Below are 18,174 nucleotides of genomic sequence, written 5' to 3'. Positions count from 1 at the left end.
TACAATAAGAACGATTCTTATTCTCATTAGTGGAATTCGAGCGCAGTTTATTCTATTCATTGATACCCGAGCCACCCGGAAGGCAGCCAGGAAATAACAACATCCGGAAAGTTCACCATGACCAAGCGCAGTCCCGCCTTCGCAACCTTCTTGGCCCCCGTCGCCACTCCCGCCCGTGCTATCCATTCCACCGCCCTGCTCCTGCCCTGCCTGCTCTCGCTGGCCGTCAGCAGCGCCTGGGCCGAAGGCAATGTGGCCGCCGATCCCACCATGAACACGGTGGTCGTCACCGCGTCCGGCACGGCCATCGACATCAAGGATGCGCCGGCCAGTATCAGCGTCATCACGCGCGAGGAAATCGAGCGCCAGCCCGTGTATGACCTCAACACCTTGCTGCGCCGCATCCCCGGCGTCACGGGTGGCACCAGCCCCGAAGGCGAGGCGTCGAAGATCAAGCTGCGCGGCTTGCCCGACAAATACACCTTGATTCTGGTTGATGGCAAGCGCGTGGGCAGCTCGGCCGACACCGCCTACCGCCCCGACCTGGGGCGCCAGGACTTGAACTGGATCTCGCCCGACATGATCGAGCGCATCGAAGTGGTGCGTGGCCCCATGTCTTCGCTGTACGGCTCGGACGCCATGGGCGGCGTGATCAACATCATCACGCGCAAGATACCGGGCAAGTGGAACGGTTCGGCCACGGCCAACTACACGCAGCCGCAGGACAGCGACCGCGGCACGGCGCACCAGTTGGGCGTGAACCTGGCCGGCCCCCTGTCGGACACGGTCGGCATGCGCCTGGGCGTAAGCCAGTCGCGTCAGAATCCCGATGAAAAATTTTTCGAGAAAGCGGGCAGCATGGGCGGCGAACGCAACCAGACTGTCTCGGGCCAGCTGAACTGGGCGCTTGGCAAGAAACAGAACCTGTCGCTGGACGCCAGCTATGGCAGGCAGGAAGCCAGCGATTCGAGCGCGCATGACGAGAATGGCGATCCGCTGGTCTACAGCTGGGGCGCCAACAAACTGATACGCAAGAGCGTCAGCCTAGGCTACGAAGGTCGCTGGGACTTCGGCAAGACCATGGTCAACCTGTATCACAACGACTTCGATAACGAAGTCGTCGGCTCGGTAGCAAAATCCAAGGACAGCACGCTCGATGCCAGCCTGGAAAAACGGATCGGCTGGGGCGGCATCGAGCAAATGCTGGTGATGGGCGGCCAATGGAAGCACCAGGAACTGACGAATACGAGTACCATCGGCACCGTGCCCACCGATTACCTGGGTAACACCGTGAGCGGCGCGACCCTGTCGGGCACCACCTCGGCCCTGTTTGCGGAAGATCAATTGTTCCTGCGCGAAGACTTGACGGCCACGGCCGGTCTGCGCCTCGACCACCATAGCAAGTTCGGCAACCACTACAGCCCGCGCCTGTACCTGGTGTACCACCCTGCCCCCGCCTGGACCATCAAGGGCGGCGTCTCGCAAGGCTTCCGCGCCCCGAGCCTCAAGGAAAACTCGCCGGCGGCGGCGACCAACTCGGGCGGACGCGGTTGCGGCAGCCTGAAACCTCTGGGCTACGTCACCGGCTCCTGCTACATGGCCGGCAATGCGGACTTGAAGCCGGAAACGAGCACGGCCGGCGAGATCGGCGTGGCGTGGGAACAGAATGGCTGGGATGTGGGCTTGACGTACTTCCACACGGATTTCAAGAACAAGATCGACTATGCGCCGCTGGGCTTTTACCAGAAACGCTGGTGGACCAAGATGACGAATATTCAGAAGGCACGTACCAGCGGCCTGGAAGCGACAGCCACCATCCCGCTGACGAAAAACCTGAACTGGCGTAACAACGTGACCTACATGGCGGAAGCGAAAAACCTGACCACGGGCACCAACCTGCTGTCGACACCGAAGCTGTCGTGGTACTCGGCGCTGGGCTGGCAAGTCAACGACCAGTTGTTCGGCGAAGTATCGGCCCAGTACACGGGCAAGGAACTCGATGCCGGCAAGCTGGCCGAAAAAGCCTACACCATCGTCGACACCGTGGTGTCGTACAAGGTCACACCCCAGTGGACCGTGCGCGGTGGCGTGCAAAACCTGTTCAAGAAGGGGCCGATGGCCGACGGCCTGGTCGACTATTACGTGCCGGGACGCCGTATGTTTGTCGGCCTGACGTCGCGCTTCTGACGCGGCACCGCCCTGCGGCATGTGCCGCGGGGCGGCAGGGAGTGCCTTACTGCGCCGGCAACACTTGCACGGGCGTCGCCGGCGCCAGGATGGCCGGCACGGGCGCGTGGATGGGCGCCGGAGCCTTGACGGCCAGCCAGCCCGTGGCCGGCAGCAGCGGCACCAGCAGCAGGGCCACGATATTGATGATCTTGATCAAGGGGTTCACTGCCGGACCGGCCGTATCCTTGTACGGGTCGCCCACCGTGTCGCCCGTGACGGCCGCCTTGTGCGCGTCCGACCCCTTGCCTCCGAAGTGGCCATCCTCGATGTATTTCTTCGCATTGTCCCAGGCGCCGCCGCCCGTGGTCATGGAAATGGCCACGAACAGGCCCGTGACGATGGTCCCCATCAACAGCCCCCCCAGCGCCGCTGGCCCCAGCAGCATGCCGACGACGATGGGCACCACCACCGGCAGCAAGGACGGCACGATCATTTCGCGGATGGCCGACGCCGTCAGCATGTCGACGGCCTTGTCGTATTCGGGCCGCGCCGTACCTTCCATGATGCCCTTGATGTCGCGGAACTGCCGCCGCACTTCCACCACCACGGCACCGGCCGCGCGGCCTACCGCTTCCATCGCCATGGCGCCGAACAGATACGGTATCAGGCCACCGATGAAGAGGCCGACGATGACCATGGGGTTCGACAAATCAAAGGTGATGTGCTGGCCCACCGATTCGAGCGCATGCGTGTAGTCGGCAAACAGCACCAGCGCGGCCAGCCCGGCCGAGCCGATGGCATAGCCCTTGGTGACGGCCTTGGTGGTGTTGCCGACGGCGTCGAGCGGATCGGTGATGGCGCGCACGGAGTCGGGCAGGCCCGACATTTCCGCGATGCCGCCCGCGTTATCCGTGATGGGGCCATACGCGTCGAGCGCGACGATGATACCCGCCATCGACAGCATGGCCGTGGCGGCGATCGCAATGCCGTACAGGCCTGCCAATTGATACGAGACGAGGATGGCAACGCAGACGGCCAGCACCGGATACGCCGTGGACTTCATCGACACGCCCAGGCCGGCGATGATATTCGTGCCGTGGCCCGTCGTCGACGCTTCGGCGATGTGGCGCACCGGCTTGAAGTCCGTGCCCGTGTAGTACTCGGTGATGTACACCATCAGGCCCGTGAGCACGATGCCGACGACGGTGGCGCCCAGCACCTTGTAGCGCATGGCGTCGTCCGGCCACAGCAGCCACGTCACCACGGCAAAGCCCACCAGCGACAGGCCGGCCGCCCACCACAGGCCCGTGTACAGGGCCGACATGATCTTCGCGCCCGGCTTTGTTTTCACCATCGAGCAGCCGACGATGGAGGCGAGGATGGAAACGGCGCCCAGCAGCAGCGGGTAGATGATGGCCGTGCTGCTGGCCTCTGCCATCAGCAGTGCGCCCAGCAGCATGGTGGCGATCAGGGTCACGACATAGGTTTCGAACAGGTCGGCCGCCATGCCGGCGCAGTCGCCCACGTTGTCGCCCACGTTGTCGGCGATGACGGCAGGGTTGCGCGGATCGTCCTCGGGGATGCCCGCCTCGACCTTGCCTACCAGGTCCGCGCCCACGTCGGCGCCCTTGGTGAAGATGCCGCCGCCGAGCCGCGCGAAGATGGAAATGAGCGAGGCACCGAAGGCCAGGCCGATCAGGGGCTTGATCAAATCATGCTGGGTCAGGCCGGGCGCACCCGTCGTCACCAGCAGCCAGTAGAACAGGGTCACGCCCAGCAAGCCCAGGCCGACCACCAGCATGCCGGTGATCGCGCCGCCCTTGAAGGCCACGTTCAGGGCCTGGTTGATGCCCAGGGTGGCCGCCTGCGCCGTGCGCACATTCGCCCGTACCGAGACATTCATGCCGATGAAGCCGCAGGCGCCCGACAGCACGGCGCCGATCAAAAAGCCCAGCGCCGTATGCAGGCCAAGCAGCGCATAAATGGCGATCAGCAGCACCACGCCCACAAACGCGATGGTGCGGTACTGGCGCGCCAGATAGGCGGCCGCGCCCTGCTGGATGGCCAGCGCGATTTCCTGCATGCGCGCGTTGCCGGGATCCTGGCGCAGAATCCAGCTACGCGACACCAAACCGTAAATGACTGCGACCACGCCGCAGGCTACCGCAAACCACAAACTGGCTGCCATATCGTCCCCTTCTGTTTTTATCCGACGTCATTGCCAACAGCTGCAGACCGCACCGGGTAGGCACGCGCAGCCAGGAAAACACGACCTGCAAAAAACCTGAACCACGAAAACGTTATGCATCCAGCCATGCTGGCAGTCTGCCTGAAAAGCGGGCAGAAAAAAAGCGGACACTCAGGTCCGCTTTTGAAAAACTGCTTATTCCGCCAGGGCGGCAAAGGCGCTGTCGCGGATTTGCTCGACCGGACCGACGCCGGCGATGCGGCGGTATTTCGGCGCGCCCGGCAGGCCGGACTTGGCCCAGTCGTTGTAGTAGCCGAGCAGGACCTTGGTCTGGTTGTGGTACACATCCAGGCGCTTCTTGACCGTTTCCGCCTTGTCGTCGTCGCGCTGGATCAGCGGTTCGCCCGTAATGTCATCGACACCGTCGACCTTCGGCGGGTTGAACTTGACGTGGTAGACGCGGCCCGAACCGGGGTGGCTGCGGCGGCCGTCCATGCGCTCGATGATCGAAGCGTCAGGCACGTCGATTTCCAGCACGTAGTCGACATTGATGCCGGCATCTTTCATGGCGTCCGCTTGCGCGATGGTGCGCGGGAAACCGTCGAACAGGTAGCCATTGGCGCAATCGGCTTCCTGCAGGCGGTTCTTGACCAGGCCGATCATGATGTCGTCCGACACAAGGCCGCCCGCATCCATGACTTTTTTCGCTGCCAGGCCCAGTTCCGTGCCTTCCTTGATCGCCGCGCGCAGCATGTCGCCCGTGGAGATTTGTGGAATGTTGTATTTTTCTTTGATGAAGTTAGCTTGGGTGCCCTTGCCGGCACCGGGTGCTCCTAAAAGTATCAGACGCATTGAAAGTTCCTAAAAAACAGATTTTGGATGGTGGTATGTGTAATTATTTTTTTTAGATGATGTTGCTATGGCTATCTTTCCCTACGAAACTTACCACAAAAAATCCCCGGAACGCCAGTTTGCTATCGAATTGCTATGCCCTGATTGATCAAAGCCAGCAATTAGCGAGGCGGACGTTTCAAAATGTGGTTTTTACTGCAGGCGCACAAATTAAATTTGCACGCCTGCCGTTTTGCGGGTAATGCCTACAGGGCGCCGTAGTGGGCTTGCACCCTGGCAAGATCTTCCGGCGTGTCGACACCGGCGGCCGGCGCGCTATCGGTCACATGCACGGCGATGGCATAGCCATGCCACAGCACGCGCAACTGCTCCAGCGCCTCGATGGCCTCCAGCGGCGAAGCGGCGAGCGTGGGATACGTTTGCAAAAAAGCATTGCTGTAGGCATACAGGCCGATATGGCGCAGCGGCACATAGCCGGCCGGCAGGCTGTCTTTCGACTGCGCGAAGCCGTCGCGGTGCCAGGGAATGGTGGCGCGCGAAAAATACAAGGCGCGGTTGGCCTTGTCCAGCACCACTTTGACGACATTCGGGTTGAAGGCGTCGGCCACATCATGCAGCGGATGCGCGCACGTGGCCATGGGCACGGTACTGCTGATCCGCGCCGCGCAGGCGGCCAGCAGGGCCGGATCGATCAGCGGTTCGTCGCCCTGCAGGTTGACGACGACGGCGTCCGGCGGCAAAGCGAGCGTGCGCGCCACTTCGGCGATGCGGTCCGTGCCCGACGGATGATCGCTGCGCGTCATGCACACTTCCACGCCATGCGCGGCGCAGGCGGCGCCGATGCTGTCATGGTCGGTGGCGACGATGACGCGCGCGGCGCCAGACAGGGCTGCCTGCTCGGCCACGCGCACCACCATGGGCTTGCCGCCCAGGTCGGCCAGCGGCTTGCCCGGCAAGCGCGTCGAGGCCAGGCGGGCCGGGATGATGACGATGAACGCCATCGTTATTCCACTGCGTCTTGCAGGGTGCGCGCTTCGTCCGCCCACATGATGGGGATGCCATCACGGATAGGATAGGCCAGGCGGTCGGCGCGGCAAATCAGTTCCTGCGCCTTCTTATCGTGTTCAAGCGGACCCTTGCAAACAGGGCAGACCAGGATATCAAGCAGTCGAGCGTCCACGACATTTCTCCACAATTTGTTGGGCCAGCGCGCTATCGATGCGCGCACTGACGGGGACAACCCACAGTCTCGGGTCATCTTTGAGATATTCAATTTGCGCACATTTTACTGCATCCTTCTCGGTGATCAAGATCACATCCGTGTCGAGTGCCGCAAATGGCTGGTCGAGGAAGTCGTGATGGTCGGGCAAAGGCAGTTCCGTAAAATCCAGTCCGGCGCCGCGCAGCATGGCAAAGAAGCGCTGCGGATTGCCGATGCCGGCCGCCGCCACGATGCGCTGGCCGCTGGCTGCCAGGGTTTCAAGCGGCAGCCTTACGCTGCGGTTCGCCATGCGTTCGGCCACGCCACCGGCCAGCAGCATCTGCACCACCAGAGAGCCCTGTGGCGCGATCCTGGCCACGAGTGCCGGCGCCAGCTCGGGCGCATTGATCACCGTCACATCGCGCCGGCGGCGCGGCGATTCGCGCAAAGGTCCCGCCGGCAGCAGCCAGCCGTTGCCGGCGCCGCGGCCGTCGAACAGCACGATTTCCACGTCGCGCTGCAAGGCGTAATGCTGCAAGCCATCGTCCGTCACCAGCACGTCGACGTCGGGATGCGCGGCCAGCAGCGCCCTGCCCGCTTGCGCGCGGTCGCGCCCCACCATCACGGGGCAGCCGCCGCGCTGGAAGATCAGCAGCGGCTCGTCGCCCACCTGCTGCGGCGTCGAAGCTGCTGTCACTGCGCGCGGCAGCCGGTCGGCGCTGCCATGGCCGCGTGAAATGACGCCCGGGCGCATGCCCGCATCGCGCAAGGCTTGCACCAGCCAGATCGTCAGCGGCGTCTTGCCCGTGCCGCCGATAAAAATATTACCGACGACGACGACGGGCACGGGCAGGCGCGTCGATGTCAACACGCCGGCGCGGTACAGGCCGCGCCGCACGGCACTCAGGGCGCCGAACAGCAGGGAGACGGGCCACAGCGCGCACGCCAGCGGGCCGCGCGTCAGCCAGGCGCGGGTCAATGTGGTTTCAAGCTTGGCGGGGGAGGATGTGGGCATGAAGGAAGACGTAAAAATGGTGTAGGTCGGATTAGCTGCGCCGTCAGGCGCAGCGTAATCCGACATGCTCGGCGGCGGCTTGTGTCGGCTTACGCCGTTCCGGCTAAGCCGACCTACTTGCTGCCACCGGCCTGCGCCGCAAACGTCAGCTTTTCATAGCCGGCCAGGCGCGCCGCTTCCATCACGTGGATGACCATCTGGTGCATGGCGAACTGGTCGGCATTGACCACCACCACGGGCGTCTGCGCAGGCGCCTTGCCGCCGTTGGCCGCCTTGGCCGCGTTTTGCAGGGCATCGGCCAGGCCGGCCACGTCGCGGAACGAGACGGGTTCGCGGTTGACCGTGTAATTGCCCTTGGCATCGATGGTGACGTCGATCTGCTGCGGCTTGTCCTTGGCTTGCTCGGCGTCGGCCGTCGGCAAGGTGATCTGCAGCTCCGTAAATTTGCTGTAGGTGGTGCTCACCATGAGGAAGATCAGGATCACCAGCAGCACATCGATGAACGGGATCAGGTTGATTTCGGGGTCTTCACGCCCCTTGCCTTTACGGAAGTTCATTGGCGGCCACTGTGGACGATATCGACGAATTTGACCGCTTGCTGCTCCATGTCAATGACGAAGCTGTCGACGAGGGCGCGGAAATGGCGGTAGAAGACCAGGGCCGGCATGGCGATGGCCAAGCCGAAGCCTGTGTTATACAAGGCCACCGAGATGCCATGGGCCAACTGGGCCGGATTGGAGCCGCTGGCGTTTTGCGAACCGAAGATTTCGATCATGCCCACCACCGTGCCGAACAGGCCCATCAGCGGCGCCAGGGTGGCGATGGTGCCCAGGGTCGTCAGGAAACGTTCCAGCGTGTGGGCCACGCCACTGCCCGCTTCTTCGATCGATTCCTTCATCACCTCGCGCGGCGCGTCCACATTGCGCAGGGCGGCGGCCAGCACCACGCCCAGCGGCGAATTGTCTTCCAGCTTGGCCACCGTATCCGGCGTGATCTTGCCGCTGCGATATACCTGCACCACTTCATCGAACAGCTTGCGGGGCAGAATCTTGGCACGTCGCAAATACAGCAGGCGCTCGATGATCAGGGCCAGGGCGACGATGGAAGCGATCAACAACAGCCAGATGGGCCAGCCAGCGGCTTGAAATATAGCGAGCAAAAGAAACTCCTGGTAAAGGGAAGGCGGTGAATCGCCCGGACAGCCTGTATTGTACCGAGCGCCGAAGAGCGATGGCATGTCGGCGCGGGAATGGCGCAATGTAGCGCGTTGCCGCGCCGGCGGCAAGTGGCGCCCGCATGCGTACTTGTCCACACGGCGCGGCGGGCGGGCGCGGCCAGCGCACAGTTTTGCACACTTTGTGTGGATAAGATTGTGAGCAAGCATGAAGTCCAGCATGCAAGTACTTGATTCACATGGAAAATATCATTCTGCGCAAAATACAGGCATAGCAGCTTATCGACAGTAGTCAATGTCAATAAATCAATAGTTACAGAGTTCTGCACATTAACTGTGGACAAGATTGTGCGCAAAGCCGAGGAATTCAATTAAGTCATTGATTTTAAAGGATATTATATAAATGCACAAAAAAGTGGCAAGCGGAGCGAAACATGCGGCATTTCCAGCGTCAAAGTTCTGCACACAATCTGTGGACAAGATTGTGCGCAAGCGCAAGAATACACGCCAAGTACCTTGATTTATATCGTTTTTATTGCCCTGCATAAAAATGTAGCAGGGCGTGGAAAGCGCAGGTTTTCATGCCAAAACCCATCGTCAAACAATACTTTTCCACCGCCAATACAGTTCCACACATAAAGTGTGGATAAGATTGTGAGCAAGCCGATTGACTCCATGCAAGACCCTTGATTTAAAAGGATTTTTTTTCAATGCTCAAAAATAAGGCAGCGACGCAGCCTGTGCATGCCGTGGAAAACCCGGACAAACCAGGAAACGGTTTATGCAGTTTTGCACACATTCTGTGGATAAGATTGTGAGCAAAGCGCACACCTGGATGCTACACCCTTGATTTATATGGTTATTTTTATGCTGCGCAAAATTCAGGCAAGCCATGCCATGGCCGTTTCAGTGGATCATTCCGGCACTGCGCCAGAGTTCTGCACATTTTTTGTGGATAAGATTGTGCGCAAGGCCATGCATGCGATACTAAGCGCTTGATTCCTATGTACTTTATCTCCATGCGCAAAAATGTAGCAGGGCATTTTCCTTTGCCGAAAGTAGCCTGTCCGGCAACAATTGTCCAAGGCAAAAAGTTCCACACACTTTCTGTGGATAACTTTGTGCGTAAGTGGCAGTGGCTGCACTGATGTGCTTGATATTAAAGGTTTTTTTCCCTGTGCACGCAAATCAGGCATACAGGAATTCTGCATGAAATCAAATACTTAGAAATAGAACTTGTTGTTTTGCGCGATATATGACATAAGCATGACCTCGCCGATAATATGTGGACAGCTTGCTTCTTTCCCCTTGCCAGATGATGAACGATTCTCCGACTGACAGCGGCTTTGCCGCCCCGCCCGTGCTGACCGTCAGCGCCCTGAATCAGGCCGTCGCGCGCCTGCTCGAACGCTCGTTTCCCCTGACCTGGATCGCCGGCGAGATTTCCAACTTCACGCGCGCCGCCTCCGGCCACTGGTACTTCACCCTCAAGGATGACGGCGCCCAGGTGCGCGCCGTGATGTTCCGTGGCCGCGCCCAGTACGCGGGCTTCACGCCACGCGAAGGCGACAAGGTGGAAGTACGCGCCCTCGTCACCCTGTACGGCGCACGCGGCGATTACCAGATCAACGTGGAAGCCATCCGCCGCGCCGGCGTGGGCGCCCTGTATGAAGCGTTCCAGCGCCTGAAGGAAAAACTGGCCACGCAGGGCCTGTTCGACCAGGAACGCAAGCGCGCCATCCCCATGTTCGCGCGCAGCATCGGCATCGTCACCAGCCCGCAGGCGGCCGCCCTGCGTGACGTCCTGATCGCGCTCAAGCGCCGCGCGCCGCACGTGGGCATCATTCTGTACCCGACGCCCGTGCAGGGCCAGCAGGCGCCGGAAAAAATCGCGCACGCCATCCGCACCGCCTCGCAGCGCGCCGAGTGCGACGTGCTGCTGGTATGCCGTGGCGGCGGCAGCATCGAAGACTTATGGTCGTTCAACGATGAAGCCGTGGCCCATGCGATCGCCGACTGTTCCATGCCCGTGATCAGCGGCGTGGGCCACGAGACCGATTTCACCATCGCCGACTTCGCGGCCGACCTGCGCGCGGCCACGCCGACGGCGGCGGCGGAACTGGCGGCCACGCCGCGCGCCGACTGGCTGGCCTCCCTGCGCGCCGATGCGGCCGACCTGCGCCGCGCCATGCGCCGCCGCCTCGACGACGCGGCGCAAACGCTGGACCGCCACAGCCGCCGCCTGCTCAACCCCAAGGCGCAGCTGCGGCAGCAGCGCCTGCAGCTGCTGGCCCTGTCGACGGCCATGACGCATGCGGCGCGCGCGCCCGTGAACCAGTCGCAGTACGCGCTCGAACGCCTGCGTTCGCGCTGGGTCGCCTTGCGGCCCGACGTCACGGCGCCGCGCGCCCGCCTGGTGGAAATGCAGCGGCGCGGCGGCGCGGCCATGGCGCAGCTGGTGACGCAGCGGCGCCACCGCCTCGACGGCCTGGCGGCGCAGCTGGAACTGCTCAACCCGCAGCGCACCCTGGAACGCGGCTACGCGATTTTGCGCGATGAAAAGGGCGCCATCGTGCGCTCGCCGGCGCAGCTGCAGGCGCGCCAGAACGTCAACGTGCGCCTGGCCGAAGGCAGCGCGCAGATCGGCATCGCCAGCGTGCAAGCCACCCTGGAATAAGCGTTAGCGTAAAAAAGGCCGGGGAAACTCCCCGGCCCAACACCTTCCCTACTGAGTGGACTGCAACTACTCTTTCACACTACGCCATCAGAACTTCATCGACACGCGCGCGCCAACCGTGCGCGGCGCGTTGTAGAAGGCGCCGTAGATCTGCTGCGTAGGCTGGCATGGCATGCCCACGTCCGTGCAGATTTCATTAACGTCCAGCTTGACCGCCTTGTCCGTGGCGTTCTGCACGAACGCTTCCACCGTGTACGCCTTGTTCGCCGGCTGGAAGCGCAAACTCAGGTCCAGCGTGGTGTAGGCTTCCTGGCGCTTGACACCCGCATGGCCCGGCACGTCGCCGTTGAAGGCCCCCGCTCCCACGTATGACATGGTTTCGTAGTGCACCGAGGCGCGCGGCGTGAGCTGGCCACCGGCAACGGCGAAATCATGCTCGTACTGCACCGTGGTGGAAAACTTCGGCGCATGCTTCATGGTGCTGCCGCCCACGTTCACCAAAGGCGCCGTCGAGCCGCAGGACTGGCCATTCGCGCGTGCCGCGTCGACGTCACACGACATGAAATCATCGTACACGGCTTTGAGCCAGGTGGCGTTGCCCGTCAGGCGGTCGACCTTCGTTGGCCGCCACACCCACTCCGCTTCCAGGCCTTTGACGGTGGCGCCGGCCGCGTTGAAGTTGGCCAGCACGCTGTTGACCACCTGCGATTCGAGCTTGTCCTTGTACTTCATCAAAAACGCGTCGAGGTTCAGGGTCAGTTCGCGGTTCAGCAAGTCCGACTTGAAGCCGATTTCATAGCTGGTCAGCTTTTCCGGCTTGGTGGTGGCGCCGCCGTCGCCGATGGCCGGCGAATGGAAGCCCGTCGTCACGGAACCGAACAGCAAAATGTCCGGGCGCAGCTTGTACTCGATGCGGCCCAGCCAGGTGGCCTGGCCGTATTTCAGGTCGGCCGTATTGTCGCCTGGCGTATTGCCGCAGCTGGCCGCCGTGATGGCGCCACCCGGCCCGATATTGTGCGTGTTGGCCAGGCCCGTGCCGGGCGTGACCAGCTGGCGCAGCTGGTCGGCAGTGAGGACGGTGGTGCCCAGCGGCGTGTTCGCGGGCCAGTTCGGGCAGGCCCAGTTCTTGCCGCCAATATCGAATTTGTGGTCTTTCGTGTAGCGCGCGCCGGCCGTCAGCTTGAGCGTATCGGTCAGCTGCTGGCTGACCTGGCCGAATACTGCCTTGGACTTCAACTGGCGGTCGCCCTGGATGAAGGACATGGACGAGGCATACTGGCCCACGGTCGGCTGCACGAAAATCACGGCGCCGTTGGCGATATCCTGCTGCACGGCCGCCTGCGAAATCTGGCTGCGGTCGATATCGAAGCGCACCTTGTTCTTTTCATTGAAGAGGAACAGGCCGGCCACCCACTGGAACGGCGCATCGTCGTCCGAACGCGCCTGCAGCTCGTGCGAATAGCTGTCGAACTGCGCCCAGTCGGTGCGGTTTTCCGATTTGAAGCCGGGGAACAGGCCCGCATCGGCATCGTTGCTGTTCTGGCGCTTGTAGCGGCTCCAGCTGCCCAGGTAAGTGAAGTCCAGCGCATCGGTCGGCTTGTAATTGAGCTTGCCCTTGTAGGTCAAAATAGACTGGTCCAGGGTGCCCGGTGTGTCGATCAGGGCCGAGCGCAGCTTCTCGCCCGGCTTCGGTTCGGCCGCCAGGTAGACGTTGCCGGAACCCTGGTCGAGGAAGTAGTCGGCGATGAACGTGCCGCGCAGCTGCGGCGTGAACTTCCACAGCAGCGAGGCGCGCACGCCCATCTGGTCACCGGCGCCATACTTGGCCGTGCCCGGCATGACGTTCGAGCCGCGGCGGAAGTCCACCGTGCCGTCGTGACTATCCTTGATGGCGGCGATGCGCAGCGCCACGTCGTCGGAAAACGGGATATTGAGCATGCCCTGCGTCTGCAGGTGGCGGTAGTCGCCCACGGTGATGCCGGCCGAGCCCATGAACTTGGCCGTGCTTGGCGCGGCCGACACGAGGTTGACGGCGCCCGCCGTCGAATTGCGGCCATTCAGGGTGCCCTGCGGTCCGCGCGCCACCTCGACGTGCGACAGGTCATACATCAGCGCCGTGGCACCCTGGGGGCGCGGCGAATACACGCCGTCGACATAGAAGGCGACGGCCGGGTCGCCCAGCTCCGTGTGGTTGGCCGAACCGACGCCGCGCATGTAGACGTGCACGCCGCCCGAGTCGCCATGCTGCTCGACGACCAGGCTCGGCACCATGGTCGCCAGCGAGGCCAGATCTTTCACTTGATTGTTTTGCAGGGTGTCCTGGTTGAAGGCGGTGACGGCCAGCGGCGTCTCCTGCACGAAGGTGTTGCGGCGCGTGGCCGTGACGACGATGCGGTCCATCTGTTCGGCTGCCGGTTTTGCCGCGTCAGTGGCTGCTGTGTCCTGTGCCAGCGCGGCGCCGCTGCCCAGCAAGATGAACTGGGCGAAGGTCGCATGCGCCAGGCTGAGGGCGATGGTATTGCGTTTGAGCTGTTGCATTATTGTTGTCTCCTGTACCGCTGGTTGAATGATGATCACATAGCTCTTTGGCTATTGCTGCACATTTTTTGGGTGTCAATCTGAAGTCATGTCGCCTCCGTGCCGGGTCAATGGGTGGCCACGGCGCGCCCGGCCGTGTCGAATAGATAGGCATGGCCTTCTTCCGGCGCGAAGCCGATGGCGCTGCCCTGCGCCAGCGCGTGGCGCGCCTCGCCATGCAGCTTGATGGCCACCGTATGCGGGCCGCCGTCGATGCGCCCATCAAGCGTCGCGTGGATGATCTGCGCGTCGCCCAGCTGCTCGATCAGCGTGACGGTGGCGCCGTAGCCCTCATTGCGCGGCACCAGGCGCAAATGCTCGGGGCGTATGCCGACCAGCATGCCGGCCTTGCCACCGAGCTGGCTGGCCAGTGCCGGCACGGCGGCGCACGGCAAAAAGTTCATGCGCAGCGCGCCGATGAAGCCGGCAACGAACTGGCTGGCCGGATGGCGGTACAGGTCCAAAGGTGCGCCCACCTGCTCCAGGTGGCCGCCGTGGAAGACGGCGACGCGGTCACCGAGGGTCATCGCCTCGACCTGGTCGTGCGTGACGTAAATCATGGTGGTGCCCAGTTCCTGGTGCAGCTTGGCCAGCTCGATGCGCGTCTGCACGCGCAGCGAGGCGTCGAGGTTGGACAGCGGCTCGTCAAACAAAAACACCTTGGGCTGGCGCACGATGGAGCGGCCGATGGCCACGCGCTGGCGCTCGCCGCCGGACAAAGCCTTGGGTTTGCGGTCGAGCAGGTGCGTGATTTGCAAAATCTCGGCCACCTTGCCGACGGCCACGCGCACCTCGGCTTCTGGTTTACCCGCCAATTTGAGGGCAAAGCCCATGTTGTCGCGCGCCGTCATGTGCGGATACAAGGCGTAGCTCTGGAAGACCATGGCGATGCCCCGCTCGGCCGGCGCCACGTCGTTGGCCAGCAGGTCGCCGATGCGCAGCTGACCCGCGCTGATGTCTTCCAGTCCCGCGATCATGCGCAGCAGGGTCGACTTGCCGCAGCCGGACGGCCCGACGAAGACCATGAATTCGCCGTCATGGATATCGAGGTCCAGGCCCTTGACGATTTCCGGACCGTCGCCGTAGGTCTTGCGGATGCCGCGCAGGGAAATGGCGGCCATGTCAGTGCTCCCCGACCAGGGCTACGGCATGGGACGCGCGCTGGGCGGTAATAAAATCGCGGTACCACAGGGCGCTGTCCTTGAAGCTGCGCTGCTGCGTGGCGTAATCGACGTACAGCATGCCGAAGCGCTTGGCGTAGCCCGAGTTCCACTCGAAGTTATCCATCAGGCTCCAGTAGAAATAACCGCGCACGTCGATGCCCTGCGCGATTACGGCGCGCAAGGCGTCCAGGTGCAGCTGCACGTATTCGATGCGCGGCTGGTCGTGCACTTTTCCGCCCTGCAGCTTGTCGGCCACGGCCATGCCGTTTTCCGTGATGTAGACGGGCGGCAGCCGGTACTCGCGGTGCAGGCCCACCAGCAGCTCCGTCAAGCCTTGCGGATAGGTTTCCCAGCCCATGTCGTTGACGCCGAGCTTGCACTCGGGCTTGCGCGGCGGCGTCTCGGCGCTCATGAAAGCGCGCGTGTAATAGTTCACGCCGAGGAAATCGATGGGCTGTTTAATATCTGTGAAATCGTTTTCAAAGATGGATAAAGCGGAAGCATCGGCGTGTTTCAGGGCCAGTGCCGGGTAGCGGCCCTTGAAGATGGCATCCATATACCACTGCACCGAGCGCGCATATTCGAGTTCGGCCAGCTCGCGGTCCTGGGCGCTGTCGGTGGCCGGCGTGGCCGTCCATTGATTGAGCACGATGCCCAGTTTCGCCGGCACATTCACGGCGCGCATGGCTTGCATGGCCAGCCCGTGCGACAGCAGCAAGTGGTGCGACACTTGCACGGCGGCGGCCGGGTCGGCCATGCCGGGGGCGAACTGGCCCGTGCCGTGGCCCAGCACGGCCGTGCACCACGGTTCGTTGTGCGTGGCGATGCTGGCGACCTGGTGGCCGAAGCGCCGCGCCACCTCGGCCGCATAGGCAGCGAAGTGGTAGCAGGTGGCGCGATTGAGCCAGCCGCCCTCGTCCTGCAAGGCTTGCGGCAAGTCCCAGTGGTACAGGGTCAGATGGGCATCGAGTCCCTTGGCGGCCAGCGCGTCGAGCAGGCGCGCATAAAAGTCGAAGCCGGCCTCGTTCCAGGCGCCGGAACCCGTGGGTTGCACCCGCGACCAGGACATGGAAAAGCGGTAGGCGTTCACGCCCAGCTTGGCGATCAGCTCCACGTCCTCGGCATAGCGGTGATAGTGGTCGCAGGCCACGTCGCCATTGCTGCCGTCGATGATCTTGCCGTCGGCATGGCTGAAGGTATCCCAGATGGACGGGCCGCGGCCGTCGATGGCGGCGGCGCCCTCGATCTGGTAGGCGCTGGTGGCCACGCCCCAGGTGAAGGTGGCGGGAAAGTTGGTATCGGTGTCGTCGTTATGCATGGTGGTCATGTCAGTGTGAGTGGTTAAGAAAGTTCTAGCCTTTGACGGCGCCTTGCGTGAGGCCCTCGATCAGGCGCTTCGAGGCGACAAAAAACATCAGCAGCAGCGGCAGCACGGCAATCGCGGCGCCCGTCATCAGTGCGCCCCACTCCGTGTTGTTCGGCGCCTGCATGCTGCGCAGGGCCAGCGGGATCGTATAGTTCTCGACCGAGCGCATGACCACCAGCGGCGTGATGAAATTGTTCCACGAATTGATGAACGTGATCAGGCCCAGGGTCCCCATGGCGGGGCCGATCAGCGGCAGCACGACGCGCCAGTAGATGGCAAATTCGCCGCAGCCGTCGATGCGCGCCGCCTCGATCAAGTCCTTCGGAATGGCCGTGCCGATGTACTGGCGCATCAGGAAGATACCCAGCGCGCCGGCCGCTCCCGGCACGTACAGGGCGCGCGGCTGGTCCAGCCAGCCGAGGAAATCCATCAGCATGAAGGTCGGAATCATGTTCATGAACGACGGGATGATCATCGACGCCATCACCAGGGTGAACAAGGGCCGCTTGAAGCGGAACTCGTACATGGCGAACGCATAGCCGCCCAGCGAGCAAAAGAACAGGGTCAGCGCGGTGGTCATCAGGGCCACGTACAGGCTGATGCCGATATTGCGCCAGAACGGCAGGCGCTCCTGCAGCAGCTCGATGTTGTTGAGCAGGGCCGTGCCGAACCAGCGCGGCGGCGGCAGGCTGTAGATTTCGGCGCTCGTGTGCGTGGCGAAGACGAACATGAAGTAAAACGGCGCGACCATGATCAGGGCGCCGATGGCCACCATGGCGTAGGCCGTCCAGCGGGTAGTTTTCATTTGGCCTCCCTGCGCTCGTTGCGGCTGAAGATGCGGTTATTCACCCAGGTGGTGCTGGCGATGATGAGGAACAGCAGCCAGGAGATGGCCGACGCCGTGCCGAAGTCGCCCGAGGAAAACGCCGTCTTGTAGACGAAGATGGCCGTCGTCATCACCGACTGGCTCACGCCGCTCGATTCGGCCACCAGCACGAACGGCTCCTCGAACAGCTGCAGATTGCCCATGATGGTCAAGGTCACGGCCAGGTAGATCATGGGGCGCAGCTGCGGCAGGGTGATGTACCAGAATTGCTGGCGTTTCGAGGCGCCGTCGATGGTGGCCGCTTCATACAGGTCTTTGGGAATGACCTGCAGCGCGGACAGATACAGCACCAGGTTCCAGCCCAGGTAGCGCCAGAAAATCACGAAGGCGACGGCCGGCTTGATGAACAGCGAGCTGCCCAGCCAGTCGATCGATTCGGCGGGGAACAAGCCGCCGACCAGCGGCAGGCTGGCGCACCATTGGAGCAGCACATTGATCTGGCCATAGTCGCGCGAGAACAGGGTGTTGAAGACCATGGCGATGGCCACGCTGGAGGTGATGAACGGTAAAAAGTAAATGCCGATCACCAGGTTGCGCGAGCGCTTGAAGCTGTTGTGGATGAAGGCTGCCAGCGGAATGGCCACCAGGTGCTGCGGCACGCCCGAGGCCAGCGCCAGCCAGATGGTATTGCCCAGCGAGCGCAAGAACCACGGGTCGCTCAAAGCATATTTGTAGTTGTCCAGGCCCACCCACTGCATGGCTTCCACGCCGCTGGCCGCTTCCCACTGGTTGAACGACAAATAGATGGAAAACAGCAGCGGGAACAGGCTGAAGACGGCGAACAAAATGAAGAAGGGGCTGATGAAAATGTACGGCGCCCACTGCTTCATGTTGTAGCGCTTTCTGGCAGGCCGCGCTGCAGCAGCGGCGGGCGCGCCCTCGGTACAAGGCATGGAGGTAGTCATG

At 62.6% G+C, this 18,174-nt stretch carries 14 protein-coding genes; 2 read left to right on the top strand and 12 right to left on the bottom strand.

Features of this window, described 5'->3' with window-relative positions:
- The first annotated feature begins 117 nt into the window (after nt 1-117).
- Complete coding sequence (locus FJQ89_RS24940) at nt 118-2,187, top strand: TonB-dependent receptor domain-containing protein (protein WP_141172128.1); 2,070 nt, start codon at nt 118-120, stop codon at nt 2,185-2,187.
- Nucleotides 2,188-2,233: 46 nt separating this feature from the next.
- On the opposite strand, the gene FJQ89_RS24935 is transcribed toward FJQ89_RS24940, so the two are convergent.
- The 7 genes from FJQ89_RS24935 to FJQ89_RS24905 form a co-directional block, all read right to left on the bottom strand.
- Complete coding sequence (locus FJQ89_RS24935) at nt 2,234-4,357, bottom strand: sodium-translocating pyrophosphatase (RefSeq protein WP_141172127.1); 2,124 nt, start codon at nt 4,355-4,357, stop codon at nt 2,234-2,236.
- A 195-nt stretch (nt 4,358-4,552) separates the two neighbouring features.
- Nucleotides 4,553-5,209, bottom strand: a complete 657-nt coding sequence (gene adk / locus FJQ89_RS24930; protein WP_071078917.1) for an adenylate kinase — start codon at nt 5,207-5,209, stop codon at nt 4,553-4,555.
- A 245-nt stretch (nt 5,210-5,454) separates the two neighbouring features.
- Nucleotides 5,455-6,210, bottom strand: coding sequence for a 3-deoxy-manno-octulosonate cytidylyltransferase (kdsB, locus tag FJQ89_RS24925; RefSeq protein ID WP_141172126.1), 756 nt, complete (start codon nt 6,208-6,210; stop codon nt 5,455-5,457).
- Between the two features lie 2 nt (nt 6,211-6,212).
- The gene (locus FJQ89_RS24920) at nt 6,213-6,389 is read right to left on the bottom strand and encodes a Trm112 family protein (RefSeq protein ID WP_010395789.1); all 177 of its coding nucleotides are present in this window, start codon (nt 6,387-6,389) and stop codon (nt 6,213-6,215) included.
- A complete protein-coding gene (gene lpxK, locus FJQ89_RS24915; RefSeq protein ID WP_141172125.1) occupies nt 6,370-7,425 on the bottom strand; it encodes a tetraacyldisaccharide 4'-kinase in 1,056 nt (351 codons plus the stop codon). The genes FJQ89_RS24920 and lpxK overlap by 20 nt, the downstream gene beginning before the upstream one ends.
- Nucleotides 7,426-7,538: 113 nt before the next feature.
- Nucleotides 7,539-7,982: an ExbD/TolR family protein gene (locus FJQ89_RS24910; protein WP_131687065.1), complete on the bottom strand. Its 444-nt coding sequence runs from the start codon at nt 7,980-7,982 to the stop codon at nt 7,539-7,541.
- A complete protein-coding gene (locus tag FJQ89_RS24905; protein WP_141172124.1) occupies nt 7,979-8,584 on the bottom strand; it encodes a MotA/TolQ/ExbB proton channel family protein in 606 nt (201 codons plus the stop codon). The genes FJQ89_RS24910 and FJQ89_RS24905 overlap by 4 nt, the downstream gene beginning before the upstream one ends.
- A gap of 1,330 nt (nt 8,585-9,914) precedes the next feature.
- Between FJQ89_RS24905 and xseA the strand changes: the two genes are divergently transcribed.
- A complete protein-coding gene (gene xseA, locus FJQ89_RS24900) occupies nt 9,915-11,276 on the top strand; it encodes an exodeoxyribonuclease VII large subunit (RefSeq protein ID WP_141172123.1) in 1,362 nt (453 codons plus the stop codon).
- 87 nt (nt 11,277-11,363) lie between these two features.
- Here the strand turns inward: xseA and FJQ89_RS24895 are convergent, their stop codons facing one another.
- The 5 genes from FJQ89_RS24895 to FJQ89_RS24875 all read right to left on the bottom strand — a co-directional run bounded on the left by FJQ89_RS24895 (nt 11,364) and on the right by FJQ89_RS24875 (nt 18,173).
- Entirely contained in the window at nt 11,364-13,814 is a 2,451-nt protein-coding gene (locus FJQ89_RS24895) for a TonB-dependent receptor (RefSeq protein WP_141172122.1), read from the bottom strand.
- Nucleotides 13,815-13,921: 107 nt separating this feature from the next.
- Nucleotides 13,922-14,974 carry an ABC transporter ATP-binding protein gene (locus tag FJQ89_RS24890; RefSeq protein ID WP_141172121.1) on the bottom strand — a complete coding sequence of 351 codons (1,053 nt, stop codon included), beginning with the start codon at nt 14,972-14,974 and terminating at the stop codon, nt 13,922-13,924.
- Nucleotide 14,975: 1 nt separating this feature from the next.
- A complete protein-coding gene (locus tag FJQ89_RS24885) occupies nt 14,976-16,343 on the bottom strand; it encodes a GH1 family beta-glucosidase (RefSeq protein WP_141172120.1) in 1,368 nt (455 codons plus the stop codon).
- A 25-nt stretch (nt 16,344-16,368) separates the two neighbouring features.
- A complete protein-coding gene (locus FJQ89_RS24880) occupies nt 16,369-17,187 on the bottom strand; it encodes a carbohydrate ABC transporter permease (protein WP_070282696.1) in 819 nt (272 codons plus the stop codon).
- Nucleotides 17,184-18,173, bottom strand: a complete 990-nt coding sequence (locus FJQ89_RS24875; RefSeq protein ID WP_243136248.1) for a carbohydrate ABC transporter permease — start codon at nt 18,171-18,173, stop codon at nt 17,184-17,186. The genes FJQ89_RS24880 and FJQ89_RS24875 overlap by 4 nt, the downstream gene beginning before the upstream one ends.
- Nucleotide 18,174: the final 1 nt, after the last annotated feature.

Origin of the sequence: Janthinobacterium tructae (assembly GCF_006517255.1) — a bacterium.
Taxonomy (GTDB): domain Bacteria; phylum Pseudomonadota; class Gammaproteobacteria; order Burkholderiales; family Burkholderiaceae_D; genus Janthinobacterium; species Janthinobacterium tructae.
The sequence above is the reverse complement of the archived record's forward strand: the minus strand, read 5'-3'. Positions and strand labels throughout refer to the sequence as shown.